At 65.9% G+C, this 23,044-nt stretch carries 13 protein-coding genes; 11 read left to right on the top strand and 2 right to left on the bottom strand.

Features of this window, described 5'->3' with window-relative positions; genetic code table 11:
• From Q0R16_RS18790 to Q0R16_RS18775, 4 genes are all read left to right on the top strand, one after another.
• Positions 1-868: glycosyltransferase family 2 protein (locus Q0R16_RS18790; protein ID WP_295639921.1), on the top strand; the 868-nt coding region annotated here is incomplete at its 5' end.
• Between the two features lie 164 nt (positions 869-1,032).
• The gene (locus Q0R16_RS18785) at positions 1,033-3,000 is read left to right on the top strand and encodes a S9 family peptidase (protein WP_295639918.1); all 1,968 of its coding nucleotides are present in this window, start codon (positions 1,033-1,035) and stop codon (positions 2,998-3,000) included.
• A gap of 203 nt (positions 3,001-3,203) precedes the next feature.
• On the top strand, positions 3,204-5,840 hold the full coding sequence (locus Q0R16_RS18780) for a TonB-dependent receptor (protein WP_295639915.1): 2,637 nt from the start codon (positions 3,204-3,206) through the stop codon (positions 5,838-5,840).
• Between the two features lie 91 nt (positions 5,841-5,931).
• The gene (locus Q0R16_RS18775) at positions 5,932-6,474 is read left to right on the top strand and encodes a GNAT family N-acetyltransferase (protein WP_295639911.1); all 543 of its coding nucleotides are present in this window, start codon (positions 5,932-5,934) and stop codon (positions 6,472-6,474) included.
• Here Q0R16_RS18775 and Q0R16_RS18770 read toward each other — a convergent pair.
• Together Q0R16_RS18770 and Q0R16_RS18765 are read right to left on the bottom strand one after the other, a co-directional pair.
• Positions 6,471-7,829, bottom strand: coding sequence for an ATP-binding protein (locus Q0R16_RS18770; protein ID WP_295639907.1), 1,359 nt, complete (start codon positions 7,827-7,829; stop codon positions 6,471-6,473). The two genes, Q0R16_RS18775 and Q0R16_RS18770, sit on opposite strands and share 4 nt — an antisense overlap.
• Before the next feature lie 4 nt (positions 7,830-7,833).
• The gene (locus Q0R16_RS18765; protein WP_295639903.1) at positions 7,834-8,532 is read right to left on the bottom strand and encodes a response regulator transcription factor; all 699 of its coding nucleotides are present in this window, start codon (positions 8,530-8,532) and stop codon (positions 7,834-7,836) included.
• A 559-nt stretch (positions 8,533-9,091) separates the two neighbouring features.
• Here Q0R16_RS18765 and Q0R16_RS18760 point away from each other — a divergent pair.
• The 7 genes from Q0R16_RS18760 to Q0R16_RS18730 all read left to right on the top strand — a co-directional run.
• Complete coding sequence (locus tag Q0R16_RS18760; RefSeq protein ID WP_295639900.1) at positions 9,092-11,779, top strand: winged helix-turn-helix domain-containing protein; 2,688 nt, start codon at positions 9,092-9,094, stop codon at positions 11,777-11,779.
• Positions 11,776-12,555 carry a hypothetical protein gene (locus Q0R16_RS18755; RefSeq protein WP_295639897.1) on the top strand — a complete coding sequence of 260 codons (780 nt, stop codon included), beginning with the start codon at positions 11,776-11,778 and terminating at the stop codon, positions 12,553-12,555. Before Q0R16_RS18760 ends, Q0R16_RS18755 begins: the two co-directional genes overlap by 4 nt.
• Before the next feature lie 55 nt (positions 12,556-12,610).
• A complete protein-coding gene (locus Q0R16_RS18750) occupies positions 12,611-13,759 on the top strand; it encodes a cytochrome P450 (RefSeq protein WP_295639895.1) in 1,149 nt (382 codons plus the stop codon).
• Positions 13,756-16,734, top strand: coding sequence for a hypothetical protein (locus Q0R16_RS18745; RefSeq protein ID WP_295639892.1), 2,979 nt, complete (start codon positions 13,756-13,758; stop codon positions 16,732-16,734). The genes Q0R16_RS18750 and Q0R16_RS18745 overlap by 4 nt, the downstream gene beginning before the upstream one ends.
• A gap of 151 nt (positions 16,735-16,885) precedes the next feature.
• Complete coding sequence (locus Q0R16_RS18740) at positions 16,886-18,202, top strand: efflux RND transporter periplasmic adaptor subunit (protein ID WP_295639889.1); 1,317 nt, start codon at positions 16,886-16,888, stop codon at positions 18,200-18,202.
• Positions 18,199-21,375, top strand: coding sequence for an efflux RND transporter permease subunit (locus tag Q0R16_RS18735; protein ID WP_295639886.1), 3,177 nt, complete (start codon positions 18,199-18,201; stop codon positions 21,373-21,375). Before Q0R16_RS18740 ends, Q0R16_RS18735 begins: the two co-directional genes overlap by 4 nt.
• On the top strand, positions 21,372-23,044 hold a 1,673-nt coding region (locus Q0R16_RS18730; protein ID WP_295639883.1), incomplete at its 3' end, for an efflux RND transporter permease subunit. The genes Q0R16_RS18735 and Q0R16_RS18730, both read left to right, overlap by 4 nt.

Here is a 23,044-nt window from a genome sequence, read left to right as displayed (position 1 = left end):
CGATACCCAGTTCGAGACCACGACCATCACCAGGCTGGTGCGCTGGTTCGCCAATTCACGGATAGGCGCGGTGGCGGGCAACGCCAAAGTCGGCAACCGCGTCAACCTCGTGACCAAGTGGCAGGCGGTCGAATACGTGACCGCGCAGAACATCGAACGCCGCGCGCTGACCCGGTTCGACGCGATCATGGTCGTGCCCGGCGCGGTCGGCGCATGGCGGCGGGCCGCGCTCGAAGCCGGCGGCGGGTTCCCCGAAGACACGATGGCCGAGGATCAGGACCTGACCATCGCGATCCAGCGTGCGGGCTGGAGCGTGGCTTACGACGAGGACGCGGTGGCTTGGACCGAAGCGCCCGAAACCTTGCGCGCGCTGGGCAAGCAGCGCTTCCGCTGGGCGTTCGGCACACTGCAATGCCTGTGGAAGCACCGCGCGATCGTGCGCCAGCGCAAGCCCGGCGGGCTGGCATACGTGGGCATGCCGCAGGCGTGGCTGTTCCAGATCCTGTTCGCGCTGATCAGCCCGCTGATCGACCTGGCACTGGCGATCTCGATCGTGGGCACCACAATCCGCGTGGCGCAGCACGGCGTGGCGCAGACGCAGACCGACCTGCTGCGCATGGCGCTGTTCTGGGGCGCGTTCAGCACGATCGACCTCATCTGCGGCTTCGTCGCCGCCCGGCTCGACCTGCGCGAAAAGCGCTTCCACCCGATCCTGTTGCTGAGCCAGCGCTTCGTCTATCGCCAGTTGATGTACGGCGTGGTGATCCGCGCGGTCGGCGCCGCGCTATCGGGGCTGGGCGTGGGCTGGGGCAAGCTGGAACGCAGCGGGCGGGTGAGCAATCCGGCGCTGGCCGAACAAGGCGCGTAATGCCGCCTCGGCAATAGAACCAAAGTGGTTTTACTTGCCACGACGGTAAGCGGAGCAGGCGCTACTCCTACACGAACAATTGCCATCGCCTTCGATCGTGGTGTTGAATTGTATCACAAAGTTTGAAACACCTGCGATTGCTTGATCGGGGGGGTAGATTCGTCATGCGCAAACTGGGACTTTTGCGGTATCTTGCGATCGCCGCTGCGTTCGCATCGCTGGTTCTGGTCGATGCCGGCACTTCGTTCGCGGCGCCCCCGCTGTCGGTTTACGGCAAGTTGCCCGGCTTTGAACGCGCCGCTCTTTCACCATCGGGAGCGCGCATTGCGCTGATCGGAATGGTGAACGAGCAGCGGATGCTGATCGTTGTCGACCAGCAGAACACGCTGCTGACGAAGATGGAAATCGGGCCCGACATCAAGGTCCGCAGCCTGGCATGGGCCGGCGACGCGATGGTCCTGATCGAACGCTCGAACACCGTTCGCCTGGGCGTCGACTTCACCACCGACAAGGCCGAACTGCATTCGATGACCGTCGTCTCGCTCGACGGCGCGAAATCGTGGAACGTGTTTGCGAAGAACCAGCAGGTGCAGGGCGGCATTCGAGGGTTTTACGGCGTCAACCAGCGCGGCGGAAAGTGGTACGGCGTCTTTGGCGGCATCACGCTCGACAGCGCCGGGGCAGGCTCCAACTACCTCGATTCGACCAAGCCGGTCCTTTACGAGGTCGATCTGCAAACCCAGGGGATTCGCAAGATCGCCAATCGGATCGAGGACCCGGACGATGATCGCGACTGGCTCGTCGGGCCCGACGGGAAAGTGAGCGCCAAGCTCGATACGATTGCATCGAGCGGCCGGTGGAGCATCGATACCGCCAGGAAATCGCATGTGGCGTCGGGTGTGCAAAAGCTTGGCGCAATCGGCCTCGTGGGTTTCGGAACCACGCCGGACACGTTCATCTATGCCGAGCGCGACCCCGAAGGCGCGGCCCGGTGGTACGAAACGCCGATAGCGGGTGGGACGGCCACCGAAATCCTCAAGGATGAAGACGTCAGCGGCAGCTTCTTCGATCATGTCACCGGCCAGTTGATCGGTTATCGGCTGGGCGGTGACGTTCCTGCCTACAAGTTCTTCGATCCGGTCAAGGCCAAGGCCGTCGCCGCCACGCAGAAGGCCTTTCCGGGTCACGCCGTCCATCTGATGGATTGGGATGACGCCTTCGACCGCCTGCTGGTGATGACCGAGGGCGATGGCGATCCGCAATCCTGGTATGTCGTCGACCTGAAGGCGCGCAAGGCCGATCCGATCGGCGTATCCTATACGATCGCGCCGGCCGATGTCGCGCCAACGAAGGTCATCCAATACAAGGCGGCCGACGGTACCGAAATCGCCGGCGTGCTCACCCTGCCCCCGGGCCGCGCGGCGAAGAACCTGCCGATCGTGGTGTTCCCGCACGGCGGCCCGACCGCGCGCGATTACCCTGGGTTCGACTGGTGGGCGCAAGCTTTCGCCTCGCGCGGCTATGCGGTGTTCCAGCCCAATTTCCGCGGATCATCGGGCTATGGCCCGGCGTTCGAGCGCGCCGGGCATGGCCAGTGGGGCCGCGCGATGCAGACCGACATTTCCGATGGCCTCGCGCAACTGGCCAAGGACGGCGTGGTCGATGCCAGGCGCGCGTGCATCATGGGCGCGAGCTATGGCGGTTATGCCGCGCTGGCCGGGGTGACCTTGCAACAGGGGCTTTACCGTTGCGCGGTCTCGGTTGCCGGCATCGGCGATGTCGCGAAGATGGTCCAGACCGACCTTACCGCCAGCGGCGACAACGCGATGATGCGGCGCGGATTGAAGGACGAAGTCGGCCTGGGGCACGATCTCAACCTGGTTTCCCCGATCCGCTTTGCCGCCAGGGCCGATGCGCCGATCCTGCTGATGCACGGCAAGGACGATACGGTGGTGCTTTACGACCAGAGCGCGAGCATGGCCGCCGCGCTGACCCGCGCGGGCAAGCCGGTGGAATTCGTGACGCTGCCGCAGACCGATCACTGGCTGACCAGAGGCGAGACCAGGCTGGCCATGCTCAACGCGGCGGTGGCGTTCGTGGAAAAGCACAATCCGCCCGATGCGGCGCGCTGATCCGGGCTGTCGGCCGTCGTTGTCGGGCCGGGGCGTGGGGCATTCCGGACAAATCGCGAGGCACCAGTCTGTGACCTTAATGTGACACTTCGGACGTGCCATCGTTCCTGCAAACGATTACCGCTTTTCCGACCGGCCCAAGATGCCTAGATCGGGCGACGCTAAACGCAACCATAAAAATACCATATCCTGGGGAGCCACGCATGAAGGTATCGTTCGGTCTGCGCGCCGTTCTTGGCGCTACAACCGCGGCTGCAGCATTGTTTGCTGCCAACCCTGCTTTCGCGCAGGCCGCGCCGCAGCAAACTGCGGCTGACGAGGCTTCGGCCCCTGCCGACAAGGACCAGATCGTGGTCATCGGCACGCGGCGGACCGATCGCTCGTCGACCAATTCGGCATCGCCGGTCGACATCATCAGCGCCAAGGAATTGGGGACCCAGGCGTCTTCGAACCTGCTCGATATCGTCAAGAACATCGTGCCTTCGTTCTATGTGCCCTCGAACGCGATCTCGGACGCTTCCAGCTTCGTCCACTCGCCTTCGCTGCGCGGCCTGTCGGCGGACGAAACACTCGTCATGCTCAACGGCAAGCGCTTGAACCGTTCGGCGCTGGTCCAGGTTTATTCGGGTGGTGACACCGGCCTCGGCTACGGTTCGCAAGGCGCGGACATCGGCTCGATCCCTTCGATCGCGATCAAGGCGATCCAGATCCTGCGTGACGGCGCCACCGCGCAATACGGCTCCGACGCGATTGCCGGCGTGATGAACTATGGCCTGCGCGACAACGACGGTGTCGAAGTCCAGGCGCGCTACGGCCAGTTCTTTCGCAACGGTGATGGCAAGAGCTACCAGATCTCTGCCAATGCCGGCCTCAAGATTGCCGATCGCGGCTTCATCAACGTTTCGGGCGAATACAACGATGACGGCCGAACCAGCCGCGGCGTGACCCGTCCCACCGCGTTGGCCTTTGCCGCGCAGAACCCCGGTTCGGTCGGCCAGTTGCCCTACTATCCGCTGCCCGCGCAGATCTGGGGCAATTCGCCCTCGCGCGGCTGGAAGATCCTCGTCAATTCCGAGATGGAGATCGCCGACAACGTCAAGTTCTACGTGATCGCCAACGCCTCGCGGAGCCACACCGAAGAAAGCTTCAACTATCGCGCCTCGACTGCCGCGGTCCTCGACTCGACCGGCTCGCGCTTCGTTCCGACCGGCACCCCGGGCGCGATCGTGCTGTGCCCGCGCAATTTCCTGAACTACAACGTCAAGGCAGGCCCCGACGCCAACGGCTGCAGCACCACGCAGGACCCCTATTTCCGCAATCTCTATCCGGCCGGTTTCACCCCGGTCTTCGTGGGCATTGTCCAGGAACTGTATGGCGTGGCCGGGATCAGGGGCGACCTTGGCAAGCTGACTTACGACCTTTCGGTCTCCAGCAGCCGCAACACGCTCGACTTGTCGATGTACAATTCGCTGAACACCGCGTTCAGCCCCAACAATCCGGCATCGAGCGCGCCCTTCAATGTGGCGACGCAGACCAAGTTCGACTTCGGCCGGCAGGCGCAGAAGGAAACCAACGCCAACCTCGACCTGACTTATCCGGTCGAAGTCGGCTTCGCCAAACCGATCACGCTGTCGGCCGGTTTCGAATACCGCAAGGAAACCTATCAGCTCGGCGTGTCGGACTTCCAGGCCTATGCGCAGGGCGGAGCTTCGGGCTACGGCGGGGTCAGCCCCAGCCAGGCGGGCAGTTTCAACCAGAGCAACGTGGCGTTCTATGGCGGCGCGGAAACCGACATCACCTCCAACTGGACGATCGGCGTTGCCGGCCGTTACGAGCACTACAACACCTTCGGCTCGGCCACGGTTGGCAAGATCAACACCCGGTATGAATTCGTACCCGGCTACGCGATCCGCGCCACGGTCGGCACCGGGTTCCACGCGCCATCGCCTGGCCAGCAGAACAACTCGACGCTGACCACCAACTTCGTGAACGGCAATTCGGTGCAGACCGGCACGTTCCCGATCGGCAGCGCAATCTCGCAGATCTTCGGCGCCAAGCCGCTGACGCCCGAGAAATCGACCAACTTCGGTGTCGGCTTCACCGCCAAGCCAATGCGGAACCTGTCGCTGACGGTCGATTACTACAACATCAAGGTGCGCAACCGCATCTTCATCTCGCAGCCGTTCCCGATCGTCGATGCAACGCACCCCGATGGCACAATCACCGCCGCCGACATTGCCAAGTTCCCGGTTCTTTCGACAGTCGGCATCGGCGGCCAGGTCAGCTATTTCACCAACGGCCTCAGCACGCTGACGCGCGGCGTGGACGTGGTGGCGACGTATTCGTCGCCGCTGGCGGGTGGCAATCTCAACCTGACGCTGGCCTACAACCACAACAACAACAAGGTCACCTCGGCGAACGCCAACGTGATCGGTGCCGCGCAGGTTGCCAACATCCGCAACCTGGCACCGCATGACGTGGCACACTTCACCGCCAACTACGGGACCGGCAGTTGGTCGTTCACGGCGCGTGAAAACTACTATGGCTCGTGGGTCAACGCCACCGACTACGGGCTGGCTGCCAATGGCCAGCCGCTCCAGGTGTTCGGCGCGAAGGGGACCACCGACCTCGACGTGACTTACACTTTCGCCAAGCAGTTCGCGATCACGGTGGGCGCGAACAACGTGTTCAACTCGTTCCCCGACAAGCTCAATTCGAACTCGCAGACGATCTACAAGATCACCGGCGGCGGCGGGGATGGCCAGGTCTATCCGCGCAACGGCGGCCCCTTCGGCTTGAACGGCGGGTTCTGGTATGTCCGGCTGAAGGTGAACTATTGATCGCCTGATCCATTAACCAACCATGTGCGGCCCGTATCGTCTTTTGCCGATACGGGCCGTTTTGGCATGAAGGCACACCCTGAAGGCACCCATGGCCCCGTCTACTTATCGCATCGCCACGATCGACGATCTCCCCGCGCTACGGCACGTGATCGCCCGCGCCATAGCCGAACTGCAGGCAGATTTCCTGACCCCGGCGCAAGTTGCGGCCAGCGCGCTGACCATGGGGCTCGATACGCAATTGATCCGCGACGGCACGTATTTCATCATCGAGCGCGATGCCCAAATCGCCGGCTGCGGTGGCTGGAGTTTTCGCTCCACGCTTTATGGCGGGGATGACAGCATCGTCACGCGTGAACCTGAACAGCTCAATCCGGCAACCGATGCAGCGCGGGTGCGCGCGATGTACACCCACCCGGACCATACGCGCTGCGGCATCGGTCGCCAGATCCTTGGCTTGTGCGAGGAGGCCGCGCGCGCAGCGGGCTTCCACAAGACCGAAATGATGGCGACCCTGGCTGGCGAACCGCTTTATCGAGCATGTGGCTATCTCCCGATCGAGCAGGTCATGTCTGCACCGATCGACGGGATCAGCGTGCCGCTCATCCGCATGGGCAAGCAGTTGACCGCTTAACCGGGCAACAGTCCCCGCGGCAGCCGCAACGTGGCGATCAGCCCGTCCTCGCCGCCCAGCACCAACGTACCGCCGTGAAGCCGGGCCACGGCGTCGACGATGGCCAGCCCCAGCCCTCCACCCGGCCGGGTGCGGGCGTTGTCGAGGCGGGTGAAGCGTTCAACGGCACGACTGCGGTCGATTTCCGCGATGCCGGGGCCATCATCGCGCACGGTGATTTCCGCCCAGGCGCCCGCCTGCGCGGTCGACACCACGATGCGCTGGCCGCCATATTTCAATGCGTTGTCGATCAGGTTGGCCAGGCTGCGCGAGACCAGTTCGCGGTCTACCGGCGCGGTCACGGGGCGCGTGGCAGCTTCGAGCCGCACGCCGGATTGTTCGGCCAGCGGTTCGTACAATTCGACCAGATCTTCGGCGATCAGCGCCAGATCGGTGGCCACGCGCCGGTCGGTCACGGCACCGCCTTCGACGCGCGCCAGTTCCAGCGCTGTTTCGAGCATCGTGCGCAACGCATCGGCATCGGTGCGCGCGGCTGCCAGCGCTTCGCGTGCGTGCTCTGTATCACTTGCTGCCATTGCAGTGTCGAGCGCCGCGGTCAGCCGCGCGACCGGTGAGCGCAAATCGTGCGCCAGCGCGCCCGAAACCGAACGCAATTCGCTGACCAGCCGATCGATCCGTTCGGCCATGCGGTTCATCTGGTCGCGCAATTCGTCGAAACCATCTCCGCGCGAATGCGGGGGAACGCGCGCGGTGAAGTCGCCCGCCGCCAGCTTCCGCGCGGTTTCAGCCAGTTCGCGCGTGCGCCGGTCGAGCGCCAGCCCGAGCACCAGCGCGCTGACGAGCGCGAGCGTCACCGATACCGCGATGGTGATCCCGGTGGCCTCGGTAAACGCCACGTTGAAGCGCCGCTCGCCCGTGATCACCGCGCCAACGATCAGCGTACCGCCATCGGGAAGCCTGCGCGCAGTCGCCACGCCCGACAACGGTTCGGCGGCCCGGGCACGGCGGATTTCGACCAAGTGCGGCGCGGCCGAAGCGCTGATGCGCGGCAGGTGCAACACGTTGAGCAGCAGCGGTGCCGCGCCGGGCGATGTTCGCGCCGCCGTAAGCGCCATGAACACGTCGGTATCGTCGTCGCGCGCCGTCATCTGCTCGACCAGTTCGGCGCGGCCGCCGTCATAATAGGCTTCGATCAGCGCATCGCGCAGCAGCGCCACGTCGTGCTTGCGCTCGTCCCGCGCGGCTCCGATCAGCGTCGAGTGCAGGAACAGGATCGCCCCAGCGCCGGCCAGCAATTGCAGTGCGAACACCGCCAGAACCAGCCGCGCCACGGTTGACGACAGGCGCGGCAACACGGCCCTAGTCTGCCGCAAGGCGATAGCCCGCGCCGCGAATGGTATGGAACAGCACGGCAGGTTCGCCATCGTCGATCTTGCGGCGCAAGCGGCTGATGTGGACATCGATCACGTTGGTGCCGGGATCGAAGTGGTAATCCCACACCGCTTCGAGCAGCATCGTGCGCGTGACCACTTCGCCCTGGTGCAGCATCAGGTATTCGAGCAGGCGGAATTCGCGCGGCTGGAGCAGGATCTTGCGCCCGCCCGGTCCGTGGCCGCGCTTCACCTGCCGCGCCAGCCGGTCGAGCTCGAGGTCTCCGCAGCGCAGCACCGGTTCGACCGCGCGCGAACCCGTGGTGCGGCGGCGGAGCAGCGCCTGCACGCGCGCCAGCAATTCGGCGAACGCGAAGGGCTTGCCGAGATAATCGTCAGCGCCCGCGGTCAGCCCGGCGATGCGATCGTCGGTGGCAGCCAGCGCCGAGAGCATGATGACGGGTGTGTGGACATCGGCCGCGCGCAGCGCCTTCAGCAGCGCGATCCCGTCCATCCCCGGCAACATGCGATCGAGCACCACCGCGTCGAACTGGCTGTCGGTTGCCAGGAACAGCCCGTCGCGGCCATTGTCGGCGCGATCGACGGTGAAGCCTTCCTCGCGCAGGCCTTGCGCGACGTAATCGGCCAGCCGCGCATCGTCATCGATTACCAGGATGCGTCCGGCCACTCTTGCGCCCACAAAGCTCGCGCAGCCCCGTGCTGCGTATAGTGTTGGGGGTCTAGCCGTTCAGCGCGTCGTGCGCAAAGGAGCCATCGATCAGGAGCAACACGCGGGGGTATCCACGCCTCAGGTTCGATCGAAGGATGGCCGATCGAAGGATGGCCGGTTGAACAGCGCCGACCACCGCGCCGCGTTCCGCCTTGCGGAGGCATGCCGGACCGAGGCCTGCAAGGCCGCATCGAACCCGGCTCCAAAGTCGTTCGCAGCCTCGTTTGGGGCCGTGCACGGCGCCAACGGGGGGCGATTGGCGCCGAACAACGCGGCTGCGACGATGAAGCTGGACGATTGTGTCACTTGCAGTCTCCGGAGCGGGCGCGATGGTCTGCGCCGTTCGAGAAACCTGATGCACTGTGCCGGGCTGCAGATCATGGCTCAAATCTGGATTGATTCTGAAAAGTTACGTACGTTCGTCACAATCGCGTTTCCACGGTGGCCCCCGGGAGCTTCCCACTGCGCAAAACCATGGTATGCGATGCCTGTAAGCATGGGGGCGCGTGAGTTTGCAATGATTTCGGACGGGCCGGACTCTGCGGGATCGAACTCACCCGATCGCCCGGCCTCGGCGAAGGGCCCGATCGCGTTGGGCCCGATCGCGTTTGGCCAATTCGTGCTCGATCTTGCCGATGCGCGGCTGACCGGGCCTGACGGTCCGGTCGCGGTAGGCAACAAGGCACTGCGCGTGCTGGCCACGCTGGTGGCAGCGCATGGACGGTTGCTCACCAAGGACATGCTGTTCGACCAGGTGTGGGAAGGCGTGATCGTATCAGACGCCGCGCTCACGTCGGTGATCAAGGAACTGCGCCGCGCGCTGGGCGATGATCCCAAGCAGCCGCGCTTTATCGAAAGCGTCTACGGCAAGGGTTACCGTTTTCTCGCCGCACCCACAGCGGCCCCGTTCCAGTCCCAAGGCGCCCAGCCCCAAGCCGAACGGTTCCAAGCCGAACGGCCCGAGCTGGCAAGCGTAACGTCCACCAATCTTCCGCCCGAAGACGCGCCGTTGATCGGCCGCAAGGCAGAGCTTGAAACGCTCGATACGTTGCTGGACAACGCCGGCGGCCTGGTCACCATCGTGGGCTCGGGCGGCATGGGCAAGACCCGGCTGGCGCTGGCAGCAGCGCGGCTCCGCCTCGGCAAGCAGCGCGACGGAGTGTGGCTGGTGGAACTGGCGCGCATTGTAGAAGCGCGCGACGTCGTTTATCGCGTGGCCGAAGCAATCGGCATCGTGCTGGGCTCCGAGGGCGAAACCATGCCCGCGCTGACCGAACGGTTGCGCCGCCGCGAGTGCCTGATCGTGCTCGACAACTGCGAACATGTGATCGATGGCGCTGCCGCATTGGCGACCGCGATCCGCGCTGCTGCACCCGGTGTCACCGTGTTGGCAACATCGCAAGCAGCGCTGGGCGTGGTGGGCGAACACATCATAGCACTCGAACCGCTCGATCGGCGCGATGCCACCGCGCTGTTCCTGGTGCGGGTCAGTGCCACCGACCCCGCCTTTGCGGCCGCCGCCAACGACGATCCCGCAATTCCGCGTATCTGCGACACGCTCGACAGGTTGCCGCTGGCGATCGAAATGGCGGCTGCGCGTGCACCCGCGCTGGGCTGCGCGGCCTTGCTCGAACGGCTGGGCGCCAATTTCGACACCGAAGCCGACACCAGAATGGCAGGGCGGTTTGCGGTGCTGACGCGCGGGTCACGTGATGCACCGCCGCGCCACCGCACGCTTTACGCCACGCTGGCGTGGAGCCATGGCCTGCTCGGACCCGAGGAAGCCACGGTGTTCCGCCGGCTGGCGGTGTTTGGCGGGGCCTTTCCGCTCGATGCGGCGGTAGCGGTGGCAGGGCTGAGCGACGAAGCTATGTCCGAAATGGCGGTGCTCGATGCGCTCGATGTGCTGGTCGCGCGGTCACTGCTCGTGCGGCAGCGTAGCGGTGGAGCGGCCGGCCGGCCGGGCGAAGTGCGCTATGTCCTGCTCGAAACGATGCGTGCGTTCGCGCGCGAACGGCTGGTCGAAGCGGGCGAACACCAAGCCGCGCACCGTGCCCATGCCGTTTGGTATGCCGCTGCGGCTGAACCGATCTGGGCCGATTTCTGCGGCGATGTCAGCGACGTGGAGCTGGAACGCCGGCACCGTGAAAACATCGACAATGTATTCGCCGCGGTGCGCTGGAGCTACGCGCCGGGCGGTGATCCCGAACTGGGCCATATTGCGGTGGCACAGTCTGCGGCGATGTGGAGCGATCGGCTGCTGTACCGCCGGCTGGGTGTGGCACTTGCACGGATCGGTCCGCAGACCCCCCCCGCTATCCGGGCGCGATTGCTGGGTTCGCGCGCGCACGTGCTGATGCGGATGCGCCCGCTCGAAGCGGTCAAGTTCGCCGATGAAGCAGTGATTGCGGCGCGCGCCACCACCAATGATCCGTGGACGTTGATCGACGTGCTGTGTTCGAAGGGCTTCGCGCTGTGGTCGATCGGCCGTGCCGAGGAAGCGAGCGCGGTGGCCGAAGACATCGCCGCGATCCTGCCGGTCGACGTGCCGTCGCGGATCGGCGGCCTGGGGCTGGGATTGATCGCCTGCACCACCTTCAGCCGCGATGGGCTGGACGCCGCGCGCCCGATCTTCGCGCGTGCGGTGGCGATGCTGCGCGCGATCGGCGCGCACGGGCTTGCCACGTTCTGGGCCGCGACCGCGCTGCGCTTCGAAGCGACAGCGCCGCTCGACGCGCAGATCGACGATTGGCGCGCTCTTTTGGCCGGCATCACGCTTGGCGACATGTATGCCGACATAATGGTCGCGGCCGCCTCGGTCGAGCTGGTGTCGCGGCTGGCAATGCGTGGCCGCCCGGCCGACCTGGCCGAAGCGCAAGCGCTGACCGCGCGTGCGTTCCGGCAAGGCGCGATGGCGTTCGAATACCGGTTTTTCGTGGCGTCCGCGCTGGTGGCATTGCGCAGCGGCCGGGCCGAAGACGGCGCGCGGCTGCTCGGCCATGCGCGGGCCTCGCGCGCGCAGAGCGGCGAAAGCGCGATGGCCGAGCCCGCCTTCGACGCAGCCGACGCGCTGGCCGCGCAGATGCTGCCCGCCGAAACGCGCAAGGTGCTCGAACAACTGGGCGCGCGGATGAGCGATGCCGATGCGACCGCGCTGGCGCTGTCGCCGTCCGAACCCCGCCTGCCAGCCGGAGCCGCTGCATGAGCCCACATGATTCGATTTCCGTGGTTTCGATCAAAGTCAGCCAGGGGTGCGAAATGGCGCGCTGGCTGCTGCAACGCGGCGGGCTGTCGTTTGTCGAGGAGTTCCAGGCGCCGCTGCTCCACGTGATTGCGACGCGCGCGGCCGGCGGAGGCAACGAAGCGCCGGTGCTGGTGATCGAAAGCGGTGGCGCAAAGGCCGCGTTCGGCACGCTTCCCACCATTATCGATGCAATAGATGGGCTATGCCCCGCCGGCGCCAAGGTATACGGTGAAACCGAAGCCGAGCGGGTGGCGGGCAAGGCGTTCATCGCCAAAGTCGTGCCGCTGTTCGGGCCGTGGATGCGACAGTACCCGTATTTCTGGATCCTCAAGGACCCGCCGCTGATGAAGCCGCTGGCAACCGCGGGCGTGCCGTGGTGGCAGCGACTGCTGGTGCTGTGGTTCTACCCGCTGTGGGCGTGGCTGCTGCGCAAGGGGCTGGGCATCGATACGCAAACCGTGGCCGCCGCGCCGGCGCAGATCCAACACGCGCTCGACACCATCGCACTGGAACTCGCGGCGCGCGGCACGCCCTTCTTTGGCGGAGAAAAGCCAAACGGGCTCGACCTGGTGGTGGCCGCGCTGATGAGCCCGGCCACGTTCCCCCCGCAATTCGGCGGAATTCTGCCTCCGGCCGAGGCTTTGCCGCCAACCTTGCGCGATTTCGTGCTGCGGATGCGCGCGAAGCCGGGCGGGCACTATGGCCTCAAGGTCTATGACGTCGCCCGCGCCTGCTGATCCTGCGGCTGGTTGCGATTTCGTAACCCCTCCGGATGGCGGGGGCGCAATCGCCTTGCTGCTCAAAAGCCGGCTTCTGGCCTGGTGGGCGGCGCGGATTCTGGCGTGGATCGGGCGGCGGATCGGCCATCCGCTGAGCGTGAAGGGCACGGTGCTGGTGATCCGCCACGCCGATGCGCGCGAGGTACTCGATCGCGATCTCGATTTCCACGTCGGCGCGGTCAATGGCCCGCGCATGGATGGCATCGGCTTTCACTTCGTGCTGGGCATGGACCGCGCGCCCGAACTGGTTGCCGAACGCGAAGTGCTATACCAGGCGCTGGGGCGGGTCGACATGGCGGCGCTGGTGGCGCGTGCGCAGGCTGATACCGACGCCAGGCTGGCGGGCTGTGGCGGATCGATCGACGTGGTGGAAGACTACGCCCGCCAGGTTGCCGCAGGCACCGCCAGCGCGCTGTTCGGGATTGCGCCCGCTGATCATGCACGGTTCTGCGATGCCTCGCGCGCGATCTTCTACCACTGCTTCCTCAACCTTGCGGGCGACAAGGCGATCGAGGCGCGCGGTGTGGCCGCTGCGCACGCGCTGTCGGGCTGGCTCGATGCAGAGATCACGCGCCGGATCGCCGCGAACGAATTTGGCCACGACATGATGGGGCAATTGCTGCGGGCGGGCGCCAGCCCCGATCTCACCCGCCGTACGCTGGGCGGAATGCTGGTCGGCTCGATCGACACCACCGCCAGCGCCGTCGCCAAGATCATGGTGGTGCTGATGCGCGATCCGGTCATGCGCGCCGCCGCCACGCGCAATGCGAACGAACGCTACCTCATGTACGGCTGGTGCCAGGAAGCGCTGCGCCGCTGGGCGCACGTGCCGATGTTGGGCCGGCAGGCGGCGCAGGATTGCGCGCTGACGGGGGTGCCGATCAAGGCCGGCGCCAAGGTCATCCTGCTCAGCCAGGCAGCGATGCTCGATCCCGACGCCTTTCCCGCGCCAACCGAGATGCACCCGACGCGGCCCAACGCAGGCTACCTCCACTTCGGCGCGGGGCTGCACCCGTGCGCAGGACGTGATGTCAACCAATGGCAGATTCCGATGCTGGTCGGCGCGCTGCTCAAGCGGGGGCCAAAAGCGATGGGCAAGATGGCCTGGGCCGGACCCTTCCCCGCGCATATGCCGCTGACGCTCGGCGGAGACGCGAAATGACGCACGCGCTCGTCACGATCGTCGCGCCGCTTTCGCCCGACCGGATCGGCAAGGCCAACCACATGATCGACGCGCTGGGCAATCCCGCGCGCGAAGAACTCAAGGCCGCGCTCGATGCCGCGATCGATTCCGACGGTTCGGCCACGCATTTCGCCAGTTTCCACGCGCTGCCCAGCTTCACAGCCGGCCGTGCGCATCTGATCCTCGAATTTTCCGCCGACGGCACGCCCGCGCAAGCCATCGCGCGATTGGCCGATGCGATCGGCGCTCACCTGCAGCCGATCTTCACGCTGGCGAGCGACTGGAGCGGCGGCAACCTCGCGGCTTACCTTGCCGATCACACGATCCCGTCGGGCTTTACCTACGGCAAGCCGGCGGGGATCGGCCACGTCGGTTCGCCGGGGCTGTCGGTCGGGCTGATCCGCGACGAAGACGCGCTGGCGTTGGAGGCGCGCAAGCTGCTTGCGGCGCAAGGCCCCGGCATCGCCCCGATGGCGCGGCTGGTCGCGGTGCGCGATGCGTTGCAGGCGCAGTTCCCCGCGCTGCTGGCCGATACGCCGCCCGCGCCGCCAGCCAAGCTGCTATCGATCCCTGCCGCCGGTCTCAAGCGCCTGCCCAACCTGATCACGACCTTCCTGTGGCCGCTGGCGATCCCGCTGTTGCTGTGGATCGCCGCTTGCGGGGCCTTCGCCGCGATGCACCAGCGCCCCTTCGGCCCGCCAACCCATCCGTTGCTGCAAGCACTGCATGGCGCCTGGACCGGGCTTGCAACGGGTCTGCCGTGGGTGCTGCTGGTGGTGATCGCGGTGTACTTGCGGCTGCGCTGGCTCGAATCGCTCGACTGGGTGAGCGAGCGTTTCCCCACCCAGCACGTCGAGGCCGAAATGGCCGCGCGCGAGAACCATTGCGCGCAGAACCACATGGTCTCGATCACCCGGCTCAAACCCGGGCTGGTCCGGCGGATCACGATCCGGCTGGGGTTCTGGGCGATCGCGCAAGTGGGTTCGCTGGCCTATCGGCCGGGATATCTCGGCCCGATAGGCACGATCCATTTCGCGCGCTGGATCACCGTGCCCGGCACGCGCGATTTGATCTTTTTTTCCAATTATGGAGGCAGTTGGCAGGCCTACCTCGAAGATTTCATCACGCTGGCGCATTACGGACTGACTGCGGCGTGGAGCAACACCGTGGGATTCCCGCGCACCTCCAACCTGTTCCTGCAAGGCGCCACCGATGCCGATCGGTTCAAGCGCTATGCCCGCAAATCGATGCTGCCCACGCGGTTCTGGTACAGCGCCTACCCCGAGATCGACACCGACATGATCCGCGCCAACGCCGCGATCCGGCGCGGGCTTGTCGGCGCGATGAGCGAGGACGATGCGATCGCCTGGCTCAGCCGCTTCGGATCGGCGACACGCCCCGCAACGCAGATGGTGACTGACGAGGTCCAGAGCCTGGTGTTCGGCGGCATGGGTTTCCTGCCCGCCGCACGGATGACGCTGTGGCAGTTGTCTGCCGATCGATCGCAAGCGCAAGCATTCTTCGCCGAAGTTGCCCAGCACGTGGCTTTCGATGACGGACGGCGGCTGGCCGACGACGCCGAAGCGGTGGTTCAGCTTGCGATTTCGGCGCGGGGTTTTCGCGCGCTCGGCTTGCCCGAGGCGGCGATGGCAAGCTTCCCGCCGCCCTTCACGCAAGGGATGTCGGCGCCTGCCCGCGCGCGCATCCTGGGCGATGCGGGCGATGACGCCCCCTACCAATGGTGGTGGGGCGGCCAGGGCGAGCCGCACCTGGCGTTGATCGTGCTCGGTCGCAGCGTGGAGGCGTGTGACGCGCTCGAAGCCGCGCTGACCTCCGCCGCAGCCCAGCACGGCGCAGCGATGACTTACCGCTTGCCGATGGAAAACTACGATCCGGGCGACAACCGCGAACCGTTCGGCTTTGTCGACGGCATCTCGCAACCAGTGATCCGCGGCACTTACAAGGGATCTACGCGGGGCGATCCGCTGCACCTGGTCGAACCGGGCGAATTCATCCTGGGCTACCCCGACAATCGCGGGGAATCGCCGCCAGGCCCGTCGGTTTCGGCCGGGCTCGATCCGGCGGGCAAACTGCCCGTGCGCGGGTCCGACCCCACGCTCTCGACCGCAACGATCAACCACCCGCGCGAAATCGGCCGCAACGGCAGTTATCTTGTGATCCGCCATCTCGAACAGGACCCCGAGGCATTCAACGGATATTGCGCGCAGGAGGCCGACGCGCTCAAGAACCGCCTGCCCGCGCCCTATCTGGTCGATGAGGAGTTCATTGCCGCCAAGCTGCTTGGCCGCTGGCGCAATGGCGCGCCGATCGTGCGCGCGCCTTATTCGGACACCGTCTCGCGCGCGCAATCAATCGCGGCGCACAACCAGGGTGCGCCCAAAGACGCGCACATCACTTTCGCCAACAATTTCCTGCTCGGCGAGGAAGACCCCGAAGGACTGCGCTGCCCGTTCGGCGCGCATATCCGCCGCGCCAACCCGCGCGACAGTCTCAACCCCGGGTCGACCGATCAGGTGGCGATCTCGAACCGCCACCGCATCCTGCGCGTGGGGCGCAAGTATTCAGCCGAAGTTTCGCCCAGCGGCAAGCCAGGGCTCGTGTTCCTGTGCCTTAACGCCGATATCGAGCGGCAGTTCGAATTCATTCAGAAAACCTGGATCCAGGGCAATGTCATCTCGCTAACTTGCCCGATCAGCCTGAAGGGCGAAACCGATCCGCTGTTGGGCAGCGGCAACAGTAGCGGATACACGATGCCAAGCCACGATGGGTTGATCCGGCTTGCGCCGCCGCTGCGCTTCGTGACCGTGCGAGGCGGCGGCTATTTCTTCATGGCCGGACGCAGCCTGATCGCGTGGTTGGCCTTACCCCGCAGCGATGCGCCGATTGTGCCGACAAAGCCTCCGGGAACGCCTACCTCTGTTACGAGTTTGTAGGGCGCTGTGACGGTTTAATACAAATATCCGGCTTGCCGCACCGCAACAAACACGTCCAAGGCGACACCTTCGGCCGGCGCCAGGCGGGCAGCCGAAACAGCCATGCGAAATCAGCGCCACCTGGAACCTGCGATAGCCCGTGGAGCACGATTTGGAAGACCCCGTTTCCCACCCCGATCCGCGCCACGCTGATGCCCCGATCGTCCCGACTTACGAAACTGTTCAGCCAGATCACCGCAAGCGGCGCTGGCTGTGGATCGTCCTGATCGTGGTCGGGCTCGTTGCGGCGGCATTGGTCGCGCAGTGGTTTGCATCGGGCAGCGGCAAGGACCAGCAGCGTGGGCGCCCACCCGCCGCCATTGCCATCACCAAGGTCACGAGCACCAACGTGCCGGTTTCGCTGACCGCGCTGGGTACGGTCACCCCGGTGGTCAACGCCACGGTTCGCGCACAGCTTGCGGGCACGATCTTCAGCATCGGATTCCGCGAAGGCCAGATCGTGAGCCGAGGCCAGGTGATCGCGCAAATCGATCCGCGCCCCTATCAGCTTGCCCTGGCGCAAGCCGAAGCGAACCTCGCGCGCGACAACGCCACGTTGAATGCCGCGCGGGTCGATCTCAACCGTTACCGCACGCTGTTGTCGCAGGATTCGATCGCGCGGCAGCAAGTCGATACGCAAGCCGCCACCGTCGGCCAGTTGACCGGCACAACCGGGGCTGATCGCGCCGCGATCGGGACAGCGCGGCTCAACCTGGCGTACACTTCAGTCAAGAGCCCGATCACCGGGCGGATCGGCTTGCGCCAGGTCGATATCGGCAATTATGTCAGCCCGGGTGACGCCACCGGCATCGCCGTGGTCACGCAGACCGACCCGATCGACGTCACGTTCTCGCTCCCGCAAGCACAATTGGCGCAAGTGCAGGCGCGCATCGGGGCCAATGGTCAAAATCTGGGTGGCGGCGGCTTGCCCGTGATCGCGCTCGACCAGTCGACCGGCACGCAGATCGCCACGGGCACGCTGCTGACATTCGACAATCAGATCGACGCGACAACCGGCACGGTCAAGGCCAAGGCGCGCTTTACCAACGGTGGCGGGCGGCTGTTCCCCAACCAGTTCGTCAATGTTTCGATGCTGGTCAACACGCTGCAAAGCGCGCTGGTGGTGCCGGTCAGCGCGGTGCGCCACGGCGCTCCGGGCGATTTCGTATTCCTGTATCAACCCGATCACACCGTGAAGCTGCAAGTGGTCAAGACCGGGCCGATCGTGGGCCAGCAGGTCGCGATCCTTGCCGGCGTGAAGCAGGGCGATACCGTGGTGACCGCGGGCGCCGACGGGCTCGAAGATGGCGCCAAAGTGCGCTTGCCCGGTGAAGCCGGCGGTGCCGGCGGACGTGGTACGGGCGCGGGCGGAAAGGGCGCGGACGGAAAAACCGGGGGCGGGCGTCGGGGCCAGAAGTCGGCGCAATGAGCGACGTGGCAGCGCCGCCCTCAGGCGAGCCGGATCGCGACGTCATCGCCGAGAGCGGCGGGCCTTCGCGGCCGTTCATTCTGCGCCCGGTGGCGACCACGCTGCTGATGGTCGCGATCCTGCTCGCGGGGTTGATCGCCTACCGCAGCCTGCCGCTTTCGGCGCTGCCGCAAGTCGATTACCCGACGATCCAGATCCGCACGCTCTATCCCGGCGCCAGCCCCGACGTGATGGCGCTGACCGTGACCGCGCCGCTGGAACGCCAGTTCGGGCAGATGCCGGGCCTGACGCGCATGACCTCGGCCAGCTCGGCTGGCGCGTCAGTGATCACGCTGCAATTCAACCTCAACCTCCAGCTCGACGTGGCCGAGCAGGAAGTCCAGGCCGCGATCAACGCCGCCAATACGCTGCTGCCCGCAGACCTGCCCGCGCCGCCGATCTATGCCAAGGTCAACCCGGCCGATACGCCGGTGCTGACGCTGGGCGTCAGTTCGACCACGCGGCCGCTGGGTGAAGTCGAAGCGATCGTCGAGCGGCAGTTCGCCAACAAGATCGGGCAGGTTTCGGGCGTCGGGCTGGTGTCGATCTCGGGCGGGCAGCGGCCGGCGGTGCGCATCCAGGCCAATGTGCCGGCGCTGGCGGCGCGCGGATTGTCGCTCGAAACGATCCGCTCCACGATCGGCTCGGCCAATGCCAACGCCGCCAAGGGCAGCTTCGACGGCCCGACCAAAAGCTGGACGATCGACGCCAACGATCAGCTTCGCAGCGCCGCCGAATACGCCAGCCTGGTGCTGACGTACCAGAACGGCGCGCCGGTGCGGCTGTCCGACGTGGCCACCGTGGTCGATTCGACCGAGAACACCCGGCTCGCCTCGTGGATGAACGACAAGCCCGCGGTGATCATCGACGTGCAGCGCCAACCGGGCGCCAACGTGATCGGTACGGTCGATGCGATCAAGGCTGACCTGCCCGATCTCGAAAAGCAATTGCCCGCCGACGTCCACGTCACTCTGCTGACCGATCGCACCGAGGGCATTCGTTCGTCGGTCTCTGACGTCGAATTCGAACTGGTGCTGGCGGTGCTGCTGGTGACGGCCGCGATCTTCCTGTTCCTGGGATCGGTACGCGCCACCGTGGTCGCCTCGATCGCGGTGCCGCTCTCGCTCGTGGGCGCGTTCGGCGCGATGTGGGCGCTGGGATACTCGATCAACAACCTGACCTTGATGGCCTTGACGATCGCCTCGGGCTTCGTGGTCGACGATGCAATCGTGGTGCTGGAAAACATCCAGCGGCACATCGAAGACGGCATGAAGCCATTCGAAGCCGCGCTGAAGGGCGCGAGCGAGATCGGCTTCACGATCGTCAGCCTGACGGTCAGCCTGATCGCGGTGCTGATCCCGCTGCTGTTCATGGGAGACGTGGTCGGGCGGCTGTTCCGCGAATTCGCGGTGACGCTGGCGGCTACGATCCTGCTTTCTGCGGTGGTTGCGCTGACGCTGGTGCCGATGCTGGCGGCGCGGTGGTTGAAGCCGCACGGGCAGGAGAAGGAATCGAAGATCGCCGGTTATGCGATGCGCACGTTCGATGGCATCGCGCACCGTTACGAGCGCGGGCTGGAATGGGTGCTGGCGCGGCAGACGCTGACTTTGCTGGTGTTTGCGGGCACGCTCGCGGTTACAGCCTTCCTGTTCTGGGCGATCCCCAAGGAGCTGTTTCCCGAGCAGGACACCGGCCAGATCGTCGCCGCCACCGTCACCACGCAAGACACCGGCTTCGCGCCGATGGCGGCCAAGCAGCAGCAGATCGCGCAAGCCTTGCTGGGCGATCCCTCGGTGGTCAGCGTATCGTCGAGCATCGGCGTGGATGGGCAGAACCCCACACTCAACCAGGGCCGCATCGCGATCAACCTCAAGCCGGTGGCGGATCGTCCCAGGCTGTCGAGCGTGGTCGATGGGTTGCGCAAGCGCGTTGCCAATGTGGCGGGCGTGCAAGTGTTCTTCGCGCCGGTGCAGGATCTGACGATCGACACCGAATCGGGCATCACCGCTTATCGCTTCGCGTTGCAAGGCGCTGACCAGAACACGGTCAACACCTGGGGCGCGAAGCTGGCAGATGCGCTCAAGGGGCGCAGCGAACTGGCCGATGTTTCAGCCAACGGGCTTGGCCAGGGCGCGGCGATCTTCATTGACATCAACCGCGATGCGGCCGCGCGGCTGGGCTTGTCCGCGCTGGCGATCGACAACGCGCTGTATGACGCCTTCGGGCAGCGTATCGTCTCGACCATCTACACCCAGTCGAGCCAGAACCGTGTGATCCTGGAAGCACTGCCGGGCATGCTGACCGGCCCGCAAGGGCTGGACCAGCTTTACATCCCGGTGAGCGGTGCGGCGACGGGGGTGAAGGCGGTGCCGCTGTCGGCAGTGGCCACCGTGCGACAGGGCACTGCGCCGCTGGTGGTCAGCCGCGCGGGTCAGTTCCCGGCGGCCACGATCGGCTTCAACCTCTCACCCGGCACCTCGCTCGGCGCAGCGGTGACGGCGATCGAGGAGACCGAAGCGCAGATCGGCGTTCCGGCAGCGATCAGCACTAACTTCTCGGGTGCGGCAAGCGCGTTCCGGTCCTCGCTGGCGAATGAATTCTGGCTGATCCTGGCGGCGATCGTGGTGGTCTATATCGTGCTGGGGGTGCTGTATGAAAGCTTCGTCCACCCGGTCACGATCCTGTCCACGCTGCCGTCTGCCGGGGTGGGTGCGCTGCTGTTCCTGGCGCTGACCGGCTGGGGGCTGGGCGTGATCGGGATCATCGGCATCGTGCTGCTGATCGGCATCGTCAAGAAGAACGCGATCATGATGATCGACTTCGCGCTCCAGGCCATGCGCGATGACGGCATGCCGGCCCCGCAAGCCATCCGGCAAGCGGCGCTGATGCGCTTCCGCCCGATCATGATGACCACCTTCGCCGCGCTGTTCGCCGCGCTGCCGCTGATCTTCGGGATGGGCATGGGCCATGAATTGCGCCAGCCGCTGGGCATCGCCATCGCGGGCGGGTTGATCGTCAGCCAGGCGCTGACGCTGTTCACCACGCCGGTGATCTTCCTGCTGTTCGAGGACTGGCGCGAACGCCGGCTGGCAAAGCGCGAAGCAGCGCACCCGACGCTGCCCGCACCAGCGTGAACCTTTCCGGCGCCTTCATCCGCCGCCCGGTCGGTACCATCCTGCTGACGATCGGGCTGGCACTGGCTGGGATCGGCGCGTTCTTCCGCCTGCCGGTCGCGCCGCTGCCGCAAGTCGATATTCCCACCATCGCGGTCCAGGCCAACTTGCCTGGCGCCAGCCCGCAGACGATGGCGGCCACCGTTGCCGCCCCATTGGAGCACCGGCTCGGCACGATCGCGGGGGTGACCGAAATGTCGTCGCGATCGGGCGTGGGATCGGCGCAAGTCGTGCTCCAGTTCGACTTGTCGCGCGATGTCGACGGCGCCGCGCGCGATGTGCAGGCGGCAATCAACGCCGCGCGTGCCGACTTGCCGGCCAGTCTCAAGACCAACCCCAGCTACCGCAAGTTCAACCCGGCCGACGCGCCGATCGAAATCCTGACGCTGACTTCGTCCACGCGCACCCCGTCCGAAGTCTACAACGAAGTCTCGAACATCGTGCAGCAAGCGCTGCTCCAGGTCTCGGGCGTGGGCAACGTCGAACTGGGCGGCGCAGCGCTGCCTTCGGTGCGGGTGGAGGTCGATCCCACCGCGATCTCGCGCTACGGCATCAGCCTTGAGGACGTGCGCACCTCGCTCCAATCGGCCAGCGCCAACCGCCCGCGCGGGGTGATCGACGGCTCCAGCGGTTCTTGGGGCGACGGTGTTGCCGGACGCCCCGGCGGATCGGCTTTCCAGATCTATACCAACCAGGCCGGGCTCCACGCCGCCGATTATCGCGACGCGGTAATCGCCTATCGCGGCGGCGCGGTGGTGCGCTTGTCCGATGTGGCGCAAGTGGTCGACGGGCCCGAGGACGTGCGCACGATGGGTCTGTTCAACGGCCAGCGCGCGGTGCCGATCATCATCACGCGCCAGCCGGGCGCCAACATCGTCGCCACGGTCGATGCGATCAACGCCCAACTTCCCAAGCTCCAGGCATCGCTGCCCGGCGACATCAAGCTGTCGATCGCCAATGACCGCACGCGCACGATCCGCGCCTCGCTGGTCGAAGTCGAAGTCGCGCTGCTGATCTCGACGCTGCTGGTGGTGCTGGTGGTCAGCCTGTTCCTGCGCAGTTGGCGCGCCACGCTGATCCCGGCGGTGGCGGTGATCGTCTCGCTGCTGGGCACGCTGGGCGTGATGTACATGGCCGGGTTCAGCCTCGACAACCTGTCGCTGATGGCGCTGACCGTGGCGACCGGATTCGTGGTCGACGATGCGATCGTGGTCGTGGAGAACATCGCGCGCCATGTCGAGGAGGGCATGAATCCGTTCCAGGCGGCCCTGCGCGGCGCGCGCGAAGTCAGCTTCACCGTGCTGTCGATGTCGGCCAGCCTGGTCGCGGTGTTCGTGCCGCTGATCTTCATGGGCGGCATCGTCGGGCGGCTGTTCCGCGAATTCGCGCTCACCATGTCGGCGGCGGTGGCGATCAGCCTGGTGGTTTCGCTGACCACCACGCCGATGCTGGCGAGCCGGCTGCTGGTGATCGAAACGCGCGAGGGCCGGTTGATGCGCTGGTCGCGGATCGGGTTCGAGAAGTTGCAGGCGCGCTACACCAAAAGCCTCGATTGGGCGCTGGCCAACCGCGGCGCGATCCTGCTGCTGTTTTTCGGCACGATCGTGCTCAACGTGTACCTGATCGCGGT

Source organism: Novosphingobium sp. (assembly GCF_025351285.1).
In the GTDB taxonomy this organism is placed as follows: Bacteria; Pseudomonadota; Alphaproteobacteria; order Sphingomonadales; family Sphingomonadaceae; genus Novosphingobium.
Note: the sequence above shows the minus strand (reverse complement) of the source record. Positions and strands in the feature narration are given on the sequence as shown.